The sequence below is a fragment of the Actinosynnema sp. NPDC002837 genome (assembly GCF_040295345.1).
Taxonomy (GTDB): Bacteria; Actinomycetota; Actinomycetes; order Mycobacteriales; family Pseudonocardiaceae; genus Actinosynnema.
The window spans coordinates 35709-47541 of record NZ_JBEOVG010000072.1; the positions used below are offsets into that span (position 1 = coordinate 35709).

Sequence of the window (11833 nt, forward strand, 5' to 3'; positions counted from 1 at the left end):
ACCCCCGTCACACCGAGGGATCAGCGCTCCACCTGATCTGCGGCGGTCCGGACCGCAGGCGTCCGGCTCATCGTGGTGGCGCCACGGAGTCCCGGTGGCGGACGGGCATCGGTACGCGATACGTGCCGCCCCCGCGCACGCGGCCCGACTCGGATCGGTGGGCTTCGGCGAAGAGGAGGTCGACGGCCTTCGCGCCGAGGTCGTGGTGCGGGAGGGCCACGGTGGTCAGGCCCGGGCGCAGCCAGGACGCGATGGGGTGGTCGTCGAACGAGACGACGGAGACGTCGTCGGGCACGGTGAGGCCGGCGTCCTGCAACGCCTGGTAGGCGCCGAGCGCGAGCCGGTCGTCCAGGCAGATCAACGCACGGGGACGCGTGGCGCCCAACAGGGCCCGGGTCGCCTCGAAGCCGTACTTCGGCAACCACCAGCGGCACGCGTGCCCGCTCTCCACCTCGACGCCCACCTCGCCCAGCTCCCGGCGGATGCCGGTGAGCCGGTCGAACGCCGCGGTCCGGCCCGGTGGCACGTCGTCGCCGGACGGGCCGACGCCGATGAGGTGGATGCCCTCCCGGTGGCCGGCGTCGAGCAGCACGCGTGCCGCGGCACGGCCCGCCTGGACCTCGTCGGGCAGGACCGAGACCAGTGGCGAGGGCTCCCTGGGTAAGACGTTGAGCAGCACCGCCGGGCCGCCGGCGAGCTCGGCCGGGATGCTGATCGTCCTGGCGTGCACCGAGGCGAGGATGATGCCGTCGACCCGGTAGTCGCGCATCGTCTCGATCAACGTGCGCTGGAAGCCGGCGTCGCCCTCGGTCTCACCGAACAGCAGCGTGACGCCGTGCCTGCGGGCCGCGCCGAGCGCACCTTTGATCATGTGGCCCGCGAGCCGCGAACTGGCGACCGAATCGGACACGAAGGCGATCGTCTGCGTCCTCGTCCCGCGCGGCCCCATAGGGACCCGGTCGCGGCGGTACTCCAGCTCCGTCGCCGCTTCGCGGACCCGGCGCTGCATCTCCTCGGAGATCCGCAGGTCGCGACCGCGCCCCGAGAGGACCAGGGACACGGTGGTCTGGGAGACGCCGACCACCTTGGCCACATCGGCCAGGGTGACCCGTCGTGCGCCCAACGTGGACCTCCCGTTCTCCGAGCCCGGCCGCCGGCGCGGCGACCGGTGCGTGCACAACAAGGGACGGGGCCGTTCGAAAGGGGAGCGGACCCACCGGGAGCGCTCCCAACATCGGGGAAAGCGCGGCAGCCGCCCGTCAGCCGGGGCCGCCGGTCCGGTGCGCGCAGGGTGCGCGGCCGTTCGGCCGTTGTGGCATGAGCTGCTCCACTACGTCGTGGTGCTCGCGGGTCGGAGTTCGTACGAGCCGGATCTCCTCCTCCGATGAGTCAGACTCATCGGAGCTGTGGTCCTCGTTACTCATGACAGCCTGTGGGCGGCGGTTCCGTCAAGAGAAACCTGAGACTATTTCGCCGTACGCATCATAGCCTCGATCGTCGGGTCGCTGCTCGTCGGGAAAGTTTCCGTCCCTGCCGAAGTAAGTACTACTCATCGTTCCCTTGAGGGCGGTGGATCGGTATGCTGGCGAAGTCGTCGGCCATGAGCGCGACGACGCTCAGCGGAGTGGCTGCGCGGAGGGGGTGATGTCGTCGGGTGACCACCTAGCGCTCCAGGCGGCTCGGGTCTCCGTTGTCGGCGCGCCGCACCAGCCACGCTTCGGTGATGTGGGTGAACATGGCCTCGGCGGCGCCGGCCGGGTCGCGCGCCGCGATCCGCTCGCAGATCCGGCGGTGCCCCTCGTTCGACGCCACGCACAACGCCCGCTCGCTGCGGCCCAGGTAGCGGGCGGTGTTGATGACCTGACCCTCCAGGGATCGCACCACGCCCCGGGCGATCCGGTTGCCCGACGCGCGCATGATCGTGTCGTGGAAGGCGCGGTCCTGCTCCTGGTAGGCGGCGGGGTCGTCGACGAGTTGGTCCATCCGGTCCACGAGGGCGCGTAGCCGGTCGATCGCGTCCTCGTCGGCCGTGCGTGCGGCCACCTGGGCCATGTCCGATTCGAGGAGCCGTCGGGTGACCACGAGATCGTCGAGCACGGCCAGCGTCTCGTCCTCGGCGATGGTTGCCGCGAGGACGAGTTCGTCCAGCATGTTCCACGTCGCGGGCTCCGTGACCGTGGTGCCCGCGCCTTGGCGCACCTGGACCAGGCCCTTCTCCTGGAGGATCTTCACCGCCTCGCGGATGACGGTCCGGCTCACCGCGAAGGTCTCGCCCAGCGCGGGCTCGGGCGGCAGGGGGGTCCCGGGCGGGTGGACGCCGCGGACGATGCGGCCCACGAGCTCCGCGGTGACCGCCTTGGCCAGGTTGGCCGGTCGACGCGTCCACTCGGGAGGTGCGGGTGGGTCGTCGCCCGGTCGCCGGCCCGCTGCGGTCATCGTTCCTCCGGTCGCGTCACGCGCCCCGAGCTTCAGGGCTGATCAGAGTATACGTAGGACCGTTGACGTCAGACGTCATACGAGTTAGGTTTCGACACCAATCGCGCCGAGGGCGTACCCGGCCGTCGTCTGGGAAGTGAGCAGCGATGAAGCAGCGCGCACTGTGGTCGGCTGCCGTGGTCCTGGGTCTGGCCCTGGCCACGGGATGCGGGAGCGCCACGGCGCCGGGGTCCTCCGGCGGCTCGGGCGACAAGCTGGTGGTCTGGGACTGGAAGTCCGGGGACGCGAACGTGGCCGCGTACCTCGACCAGGCGAAGGCCGATTTCGCGAAGAGTCACCCGGACGTGGACGTCGAGTTCGTGGCGCAGCCGTTCGACCAGTACTACACGCTGCTCGGGGCGGCCATCCAGGCCGGCAAGGGTCCCGACGTCATGCTGTTCAACGGCGGCGGCCAGCTCCGGGACCGGGTCGACGCGCTGGTGCCGCTCGACGAGTACGTGGCCCAGGACAAGCAGCGGCTCGCCGGCTGGGAGGCGTTCACCCGCGACGGGAAGACCTACGCCTCGCCGGTGACGCTGCAAGGGCACCCCCTCTACTACAACAAGGCGCTGTACGAGCAGGCCGGACTGGACCCCGAGGCGCCCGCCGCGAAGTGGGACGAGTTCGTCGCCGACTGCGGCGTCATCACCGGCAAGACCGGCGCCAAGTGCTTCGGCGTCGGCAACAAGGAGGGCATCGGCATCCAGTTCTTCCTCTCCAGCATCGGGTCGGCCGTGCTCACGCCGCAGGAGTACGACGACTGGATCGCCGGGAAGCGGAACTGGGCCTCGCCGGACGTGAAGCGAATCTTCGAGCTCTGGAAGCAGGTCAACGACGACGGCCTGAACAACGACGGGGTCAACTCCACCGCGATGTTCAACGACGCGTTCGCGGTCTTCCAGTCGGCCAAGGCCGCGCACATCATCGGCCTGATGTCCGACATCGGGCACTGGAAGGACTTCGCCGAGTTCCTCGACGCGGACAAGGTCGGCGTGATGGACGCGCCCCTGGTCAACCCGGCCGCGACGCCGAGCCTGCCCTACGACGGCGGCATCGGCTACGCGGTCGCCAAGTGGACCAAGGACCCGAAGCGGGCCGCCGACCTGGTGCGGTCGTTGACCTCGTCCGCGGCGTTGAAGGCGTTCTACGCGGACGCGGGCGCCATCGCGTCCGACACCACGATCGACGTCTCCGCCGGCGGCCCGGCCGTCACCTCGATCACCGCGGGCATCAAGACCGGCAAGCCCGCGCTGCACGTCGCCCTGTCCAGCAAGACGATCGACCTGATGGGCCGCCTCTCGCAGCAGCTGCTCAGCGGCTCCACCACGGTGGACGAGGCCGTCGCGCAGCTGGCCGACTCCGACAAGGCGAGTTGATCCGTGCCGTCCGGGGGTTCTCCGTCCTCGGTGCGCCCGGTGGTGGCCGAGCGGAACGAGGGGAAGGCGGTCGCCGGCGCAGCGGTCCGGCGACCGGACAAGCCGCTCACCCGGCGCGCTCGTCGCGGGTCGCGGGCCGAGCGCCTGGCGCCGCTCGTGCTCCTGGCGCCGGCGGTGCTGATCATCGTGGTGCTGCGCCTGTGGCCGCTGGTGCTCGGGGTGAACTTCTCCTTCACCGGCGACGGCGACCGCAACGGCCTGCCGGTCGGCTTCGACAACTACGTGACCCTGTTCGGCGACCCGCTGTTCCGCACGGCGTTGCGCAACGTCGGCCTGCTGGTGCTGTTGCTGCCCGTGGCCGTGGCGATCCCGGGGCTGCTCGCCACGTTCATCTACCTGAAGGTGCCGGGGCACCGGGTCTTCCGCGGCGTGTACTTCTTCCCGGCCGTGCTCTCCCCGGTGATCGTCGGGGCGATCTTCAACCTGCTCCTCGCCTACGACGGCCCGCTCAACGCGGTCCTCGGCGGGGTGGGGCTCGGGTCGGTGGACTGGCTCGGCGACCCGGACGTGGCGATCTTCGCGGTGGTCGGGGTGCACGTCTGGGCGACGTTCGGCATGGCGCTGGTCGTCTTCCTGGCCGGGTTCTCCGCGCTGGACCCCTCGCTGCTCGACGCCGCCCGGGTGGACGGGGCGACGCTGCCCCAGACGGTCCGGCACGTGATCGTCCCGGGCCTGACCCGCACCATCCAGTTCGTCTTCGTCACCACCATGATCGGCATGCTGACCTCGATGTTCGGCCTGCTGTTCGTGATGACCGGCGGCGGGCCGGAGGGCTCCACCTACCTGCCCGAGTACTACATCTGGGTCCAGCAGGGGCAGTTCAACCAGCCCGCGCTGGCGTCCGCCGCGTCGACCGCGCTGTTCCTGATCATGCTCGTCGTGGGGCTGGCCCAGGTCGCCGTCCTGCGCCGCGCGGGGAGGGAGGGCTGATGGCCGGCCGGCGGTTGACGAGGTGGGTCGTCGCGGTCCCGATGGCCGCGCTCGCGCTGGCCACGATCTACCCGTTGGTGTTCACCACCAACGTGGCCGTGAAGACGCGGCGCGAGTACGTGCTCGACCGGTTCTCGCTGTCGGACGCGCTGCGGTGGGACAACGTCGCCGCGGCGTGGACGAGCGTCGGGATGTCCCGGTACTTCCTCAACTCGGCGGTGGTGGTGACCTGCTCGGTCGCGCTGCTGCTGCTGTTCGGGTCGATGGCGGGTTTCGCGCTCGCCCGGTTGCGGTTCCGCGGCTCCTCGGTGCTCTTCCTGGGCATCCTCGCCGCGTTGTTCGTCCCGTTCCAGGTGATCATGGTCCCGCTGGCCCGGATCATGTCCGACGCCGGCCTCGTCGACACCTACCCGGGGCTCGTCCTCGCGTACGTGGCGCAGTTCCTGCCGTTCACGGTCTTCCTGATGACCAGCTACTACTCGACCGTGCCCGCCGAGATCCTGGACGCCGCGCGGATCGACGGGAACACCGTGTACGGCGCGTACTGGCGGATCATGCTCCCGCTGGGCAGGCCGGCGCTGCTGTCGGTCGGCGTGCTCGACGCTTTGTTCTGCTGGAACGACGTGCTCATCTCGTTGCTCATGATGCCGTCGGCAGACCATCGCACGCTCATGGTCGGTGTCACCTCGTTGCGAGGGCAGTACTCGGATGACATCCCCGTGTTCGCCTCCGGCGTGCTGATCGCCGCGGTGCCCGTCCTCGTCGTCTACCTGTTCCTGCAGCGCCAGATCGCCGACGGCGTGACCGCAGGGGCCACGAAGGGCTGACATGCGCATCACTGGTTACCGGACCCTCACCACCGTCCAGGACTGGGGTCGGCCGGTCGGCGACGCCAACGGCGTCTTCGCCGACGGCGTCGTCCGGGTGCCGATCGTCCTCGTCGAGACGGACGTGGGCATCACCGGCGTCGGGCTCGGCCCGCACGTCGAGATCGACTCGATCTTCGCCGCCTTGGAGGGCGAAGACCCGCGCGGTGTCACCGCCCTCTACGACCGGATGCTGCGCCAGACGTTCAAGGCCGGTCACGCGGGCGCGGTGTTCGGCACCATCGGCGCCCTCGACACCGCGCTGTGGGACATCAAGGCGCAGGCCGCGGGCGAACCGCTGTGGCGGCTGCTCGGCGGACGTGATCGCCGCGTGCCCGCCTACGCCTCCGGTGTGGACATCGGGCTGGGCGACGACGAGCTCGTCGCGCTGTACGAGACCTACGCCGACCGCGGCCTGCGGGTGGCGAAGCTCAAGGGAGGTCTCGACGTCGATCGGGACCGGGACCGCCTCATCCTGGTGCGCGACGTGCTCACCAACGCCGGCCGGGGCACCCGGCCGGGCCTGATGCTCGACGTCAACGAGGCGTTGACCCGCAAGCAGGCGGTGCGCCACGTCAGCGAGCTCGAGCGGACGCTCGACCTGATCTGGATCGAGGAGCCGGTGCGGCGGTGGGACGCGGAGGGGCACGCGGCCGTCGGCCGAGGTGTCCGGGCGTCGGTCGCCAGCGGCGAGAACCTCACCGGCCTGGAGCAGTACCGCCCGCTGATCTCGGCGGGTGCGGTCGACGTCGTCCAGGCGGCGGCGGGCTGGGGCGTCACCCACTTCCTGCGGGTCGCGGCCCTGGCCCACGCGCACGACCTGCCCGTCAGCCCCATCGGCAACACGCCGGTCGGGTTGCTGCACGCCGCGACGTCCGTGCCGAACCACCTGGTCAGCGAACTGCAGGACCTCCAGCCGCCGACCGGGATCTCGATCGACCTCCACGTCGAGGACGGGGCGTTCGTCCTGGGCGACAGCCCGGGGCTGGGCCTGCGCGTCGACGAGGAGGCGATCGTCGCGTCCCGGCTCGGACTCGCCCTCCCGGTGACCGAAGGTCCGCACGTGCGGCCGGAACGCGCCGGGCAGCGCCTGCTGGCCGTGGTGCGGGACGTCGTCGCGCCGCCGGAGCAGCTGCACCCCTTGAGCTCCTGATCGACCGGCCCGACAACGATGTCGGGCCGGCCGCACTTCCCGCTAGGAGTCCGAAGTGGACCACTCGCGACGTTATGGGATGGTCACCCGGTTGCGCCCGGAGCGGCGCGACGACTACCTCCGGCTGCACGCCGAGGTCTGGCCGTCCGTCGAACGCATGCTGCTCGAGGCCAACATCCGCAACTTCACCATCTTCCTGCACGGCGACCTGCTCTTCGGATACTACGAGTACGTCGGCGAGGACCACGACGCCGACCAGGCGCGGATCGCGGCCGACCCCGAGTCGCGGCGCTGGTGGGCGTTGACCGACCCGTGCCAGGAGTCGCCGAGCGACCCCGGCTCCCCGGTGCGCTGGGAGCCGATGCACGAGGTGTGGCACCTGACCCCCGGCGTCGTGCCGCAGCCAGGGGACGGGCCGCCGCCGCACCGCTAGGCGTTCGCCGACGGCCGGATGCGCCCCTGCGCCCGCGCATCCGACCGGCTCGCCCGCGCCACCACGAAGTGCCGTCCGACGGCTCCGCCGGACGTCGCACGCACACACCCCAAGTCAGGAGGTCTCCTTGTCCACGTCCTCTTCCTCCGCGGTGCGAAGGCCGGTGTCCGCGGGCGTTGCCGCGGTGGTGCTGACCGCCACCGCCGCGGCGGTCGGTCTCGCCCCTCCCGCGTCCGCCGCCACCACCACCCTCTACGCCTCGCCGTCCGGCACCGGCACCAGCTGCTCCGCCACCCAGCCGTGCTCGCTGCCCGCCGCCCAAGCCGCGGTGCGGTCGCAGACCGGCGGCATGTCCGGCGACATCGTCGTGCAGCTGGCCGACGGGGTGTACCGGCTCTCCGAGCCGCTGCGGCTGACCGCGGCGGACTCCGGCAACAACGGCTACCGCGTGCGGTGGCAGGCGGCGCCGTCCGCCCGTCCCGTCATCAGCGGCGCCAGGGCCGTCACCGGCTGGTCGGTCGTCGACGCCGGCAAGAACATCTGGCGGGCCACCGTCCCCACCGGGATCGACTCGCGCCAGCTCTACGTCGACGGCGCGGTCGCGACCAGGGCGCGCAGGCAGGTGAACCGGGCCGACTTCACGTTCACGAGCACCGGCATGAGGTTCTCCAGCTCCGCGCTGAGCTACCTGAACAACCTGGCCAACCAGAACCGGGTCGAGGTGGAGAGCGTCAACTCCTTCACCGACCGGTACTCGCCGGTGCAGAGCATCAGCGGGAACTTCCTCACCATGCAGCAGCCCGCGTGGAACAACAACACCTTCGGGTACGACACCCTGACCCAGCCGCACCGGGCCGGGCCCTTCTACCTGGCCAACGCCTACGAGTTCCTGGACGCGCCAGGGGAGTGGCACCTCAACCCCGGCACGGGCGCGTTGTCCTACATCCCGTTGGCCGGGCAGAACATGAGCACCGTCGGCGTGGAGCTGCCGGTGCTGCAGTCGCTGGTGGACGTCGGCGGCACTTATGACGCGCCGGCGCACCACATCTCGTTCAGCGGGATCACGTTCAGCGGCACCACCTGGCTCGGACCCAGCAGCAACCAGGGTTACGCGGACCAGCAGACCGGCGCCTACATCGCCGGCAACTGGAACTGGCCGGGCGACCGGCTGACGTCGTGCCAGAACGGCTGCACCCAGTTCGAGGCGGCGCGACCGCACTGGAACCAGATGCCCGCCGCCGTGCAGGTCTCCGCCGCCAACAACATCACCTTCAGCGAGTCCCAGTTCGTCAACCTCGGCCAGACGGCGATCGGCATCGGCAACGACGCCAACGCGCACGCCAGTGGCGTCGGCCTCGGGGCGAGCAACATCACCGTCACGCGGTCGGAGATCGCCCGCAGCTCGGCCGGCGGCATCGTGGTCGGCGGCGTGCGCGCCGACGCCCACCACCCGAGCGACCAGCGAATGGTCAACCGGGACATCACCGTGAGCTACAACCGCATCCACGACCTCGGCATCGAGTACCGGGGCAACGTCTCCGTGCTCAACACCTACGTCACCAACGCCACGGTGTCCCACAACGAGGTCTACAACATGCCGTACTCCGGCATGTCGATCGGGTACGGCTGGGGCGCCAACGACGCCGGCGGCAACAACAACTACGCCAACCGCGGCCTGTACAACTACCAGCCGCGCTACACGACGCCGACCACGGCCTCCAACAACCGGTTGATCAACAACTACGTCCACGACGTCATGCAGCAGATGAACGACGGCGGCTGCATCTACACGCTGTCGTGGAACCCCGGCGCCTCGATCAGCGGGAACCACTGCCTGCGGACCAACGGCTACTTCGGGGTCTACTTCGACGAGGGCTCGAAGTACTACTCCGTCACGGGCAACGTCTTCGCCAACACCGGCACGTGGGCCACCGCGAACTACTGGGGTGGCGAGAACATGGGCAACTGGACCGTCACCAACAACTGGTCGACCAACGGCAGCACCAACGTGACCAACGGCGATCGCGGCAACGTGGTGTCCGGCAACACGGTCGTCACCAACGGCAACTGGCCGGCCGGCGCGCAGGCCGTGATGGCCAACGCCGGTCCCGGCGGCGGCACCACCACCGGCCCGCAGAACGCGATGCTCGTGGGCGCCCAATCGGGACGCTGCGCCGAAGTCGCCGCCGGCAGCGCCAACGGCGCCCAGGCCCGGCTCTGGGACTGCGCGGGCGGCGCCAACCAGCGGTGGACCTACACCGCGGGCAAGCAGCTGACGGTGAACGGCAAGTGCCTGGACGCCAGCGGCGCCGGAACCGCGAACGGCACGGCCGCGATCATCTGGGACTGCCACGGCGGCACCAACCAGCAGTGGAACGTGAACGCCAACGGCACCATCACCGGGGTGCAGTCCGGGCTGTGCCTGGACGCGAGCGGCAACGGGACCGCCAACGGCACCCTGCTCCACCTCTGGTCGTGCCACGGCGGCACCAACCAGCAGTGGGGCGTGCGCAACTGACGTGCCGCGCGGAGGTCGGCCCGCCGACCTCCGCGCACCGCTCGCGCTGCGCCATGTGAGCGTCAACTACGGTGTCCACCTTGACTCTTCGTGGAGCCGGTCGCATCATCGCGCCATGCAGATCGCCGATCCACGACATCCGTTGTGAGCGTGAACAACCCTCGCCGACGGGACGGTGGCCGAGGCGCGGGTCAAGGCCGACATGAGGGACAACCCCAGGCAGCACCGGCAGGCCGCGTGGCAGAGGTGCGTCGACGTCGATCGGAACGTCGGCCGCCGTTCCCGCGAGAGACCGTCGCGGTAGCGGCACGGCACGGCGGAACCGTTGCTTTAGCGCGGTTTTAGCCTTTACCGTCGCCCGAGTCGAAGCGATTCGAAACCCGCACCGCCGATCGCTCGTCATCTCCGCGCACGCCGCCGCCCTGCCCTCCCACATCGTCGTAGGAGTGAGAATGCAGCCTTCACCCGTTGGTCGAGCGGGTCCTGTGAAGCGATGGTGGCGCTCGCCGGTGGCGGTGCGCGCGCGTGTCCTGCTGGCACTGGCCGTCCTGCCCGCGGCGCTGTCGACGTGGTCCGCACCGGTGACCGCGCTGGCGGCCGCCACGGGGCCGTGCGACATCTACGCGTCGGGCGGCACGCCCTGCGTGGCTGCGCACAGCACGACGCGGGCCCTCTACGGCTCGTACGCGGGCAAGCTCTACCAGGTCAGGCGTTCGTCGGACAACACGACGAGGGACATCGGTCTCCTGGCCGCCGGCGGCACCGCCGACGCGGCGACCCAGGACTCGTTCTGCGCCGGCTCCACCTGCGTGATCACGGTCGTCTACGACCAGTCCGGGCGGGGCAACGACCTGTGGTACCAGGGTTCTTCGGTGGTGCCGGGTTCGCCCCAGAGCAGGCCCGCGATCGCGACCTCCGAATCGGTGGCGGTGGGCGGCAGCAAGGCCTACTCGCTCTACATCAACCCGGGCAACAGCTACTGGCGTGACGGCCACCTGACGGGCGTGCCGACGGGGGCCGCGCCGGAGGGCATGTACATGGTCACCAGCGGCACGCACGTGAACAACGGCTGCTGCTTCGACTACGGCAACAGCGAGACGACCCGGAAGGCCGACGCGGCCGGCGCGATGGACGCGATCAACTTCAGCACGCAGTGCTGGTTCGGCGGGTGCTCGGGCACCGGTCCCTGGGTCCAGGCGGACCTCGAGTGGGGCCTGTTCCCCGGCGGCAGCCAGCAGTGGAACCCGAACCAGCGCGCGTTCCCCAACAGGTTCGTCACGGCGATGCTGAAGAACAACGGGACCACGCGGTTCGCGCTCAAGGGCAGTGACGCCCAGGCGGGCAGCCTGACCACGCTGTGGGACGGCCCGCTGCCCAACGGGTACAGCCCGATGAAGAAGCAGGGCGCCATCATCCTGGGCAGCGGTGGCGACTGCTGCAAGCCCGACGGCGGCGCGAACCTCAGCGCGGGGACCTTCTACGAGGGCGCGATGGTGGCGGGCTACCCGTCCGACGCCACCGAGAACGCGGTGCAGGCCAACGTGGTCGCGGCCGGGTACAGCGCCGGCGGCGGCCCGACCCCGGGCGGTGCGGTGCGCGCGGTCGGCGCGGGCAAGTGCCTCGACGTGCCGAACGGGACGGCCGGCACGCAAGCCCGGATCTGGGACTGCCAGGGTGGCTCCGGGCAGACGTGGACCCGGACGTCGGCGGGCGAGCTGAGCGTCTACGCCGGCGCCGAACGGCGGTGCCTCGACGCCTACGGCCAAGGGACGAGCGCGGGCACCAGGACGGTCCTCTGGTCGTGCAACGGCCAGGCCAACCAGCGCTGGAACGTCAACGCCAACGGCACGATCACCGGCGCGCAGTCCGGCCTGTGCCTGGACGTGTCCGGGGCGTCGACGGCCAACGGCGCGCTGGTGCAGCTGTGGACCTGCAACGGCGGCTCCAACCAGCAGTGGGGCGTCGGCTGAGCCCCACCCCGGAGTTCGTGACTCGACCGCGGTCCGGCACGCCGTGCCGGAC

At 70.6% G+C, this 11833-nt stretch carries 9 protein-coding genes; 7 read left to right on the top strand and 2 right to left on the bottom strand.

Going from position 1 to position 11833, the window contains the following annotated elements; translation table 11 throughout:
• Window positions 1–67: 67 nt before the first annotated feature.
• Window positions 68–1123: a LacI family DNA-binding transcriptional regulator gene (locus tag ABTZ99_RS33700; protein ID WP_498781970.1), complete on the bottom strand. Its 1056-nt coding sequence runs from the start codon at window positions 1121–1123 to the stop codon at window positions 68–70.
• Between the two features lie 539 nt (window positions 1124–1662).
• Complete coding sequence (locus tag ABTZ99_RS33705) at window positions 1663–2436, bottom strand: FadR/GntR family transcriptional regulator (protein WP_498781968.1); 774 nt, start codon at window positions 2434–2436, stop codon at window positions 1663–1665.
• Between the two features lie 146 nt (window positions 2437–2582).
• On the opposite strand from ABTZ99_RS33705, the gene ABTZ99_RS33710 reads away from it, so the two are divergent.
• From ABTZ99_RS33710 to ABTZ99_RS33740, 7 genes are all read left to right on the top strand, one after another.
• A complete protein-coding gene (locus ABTZ99_RS33710; protein WP_498781966.1) occupies window positions 2583–3851 on the top strand; it encodes an ABC transporter substrate-binding protein in 1269 nt (422 codons plus the stop codon).
• Window positions 3852–3890: 39 nt separating this feature from the next.
• A complete protein-coding gene (locus ABTZ99_RS33715; protein WP_498781964.1) occupies window positions 3891–4841 on the top strand; it encodes a carbohydrate ABC transporter permease in 951 nt (316 codons plus the stop codon).
• Complete coding sequence (locus ABTZ99_RS33720; RefSeq protein WP_498781962.1) at window positions 4841–5668, top strand: carbohydrate ABC transporter permease; 828 nt, start codon at window positions 4841–4843, stop codon at window positions 5666–5668. The genes ABTZ99_RS33715 and ABTZ99_RS33720 overlap by 1 nt, the downstream gene beginning before the upstream one ends.
• Window position 5669: 1 nt before the next feature.
• A complete protein-coding gene (locus ABTZ99_RS33725) occupies window positions 5670–6860 on the top strand; it encodes a mandelate racemase/muconate lactonizing enzyme family protein (protein ID WP_498781960.1) in 1191 nt (396 codons plus the stop codon).
• Between the two features lie 55 nt (window positions 6861–6915).
• Window positions 6916–7293 (top strand): L-rhamnose mutarotase, encoded by a 378-nt coding sequence (locus ABTZ99_RS33730; protein ID WP_499617088.1) that lies wholly within the window; start codon window positions 6916–6918, stop codon window positions 7291–7293.
• A 163-nt stretch (window positions 7294–7456) separates the two neighbouring features.
• A complete protein-coding gene (locus ABTZ99_RS33735) occupies window positions 7457–9811 on the top strand; it encodes a ricin-type beta-trefoil lectin domain protein (protein WP_499617090.1) in 2355 nt (784 codons plus the stop codon).
• 452 nt (window positions 9812–10263) lie between these two features.
• The gene (locus tag ABTZ99_RS33740) at window positions 10264–11781 is read left to right on the top strand and encodes an arabinofuranosidase catalytic domain-containing protein (RefSeq protein WP_499617093.1); all 1518 of its coding nucleotides are present in this window, start codon (window positions 10264–10266) and stop codon (window positions 11779–11781) included.
• The last annotated feature ends 52 nt before the right edge of the window (window positions 11782–11833 follow it).

Coding starts and splice junctions, on each gene's coding strand:
- ABTZ99_RS33705 (WP_498781968.1), bottom strand. CDS start 2,436: ATGACCGCAGCGGGCCGGCGACCGGGCGACGACCCACCCGCACCTCCC.
- ABTZ99_RS33710 (WP_498781966.1), top strand. CDS start 2,583: ATGAAGCAGCGCGCACTGTGGTCGGCTGCCGTGGTCCTGGGTCTGGCC.
- ABTZ99_RS33720 (WP_498781962.1), top strand. CDS start 4,841: ATGGCCGGCCGGCGGTTGACGAGGTGGGTCGTCGCGGTCCCGATGGCC.
- ABTZ99_RS33725 (WP_498781960.1), top strand. CDS start 5,670: ATGCGCATCACTGGTTACCGGACCCTCACCACCGTCCAGGACTGGGGT.
- ABTZ99_RS33740 (WP_499617093.1), top strand. CDS start 10,264: ATGCAGCCTTCACCCGTTGGTCGAGCGGGTCCTGTGAAGCGATGGTGG.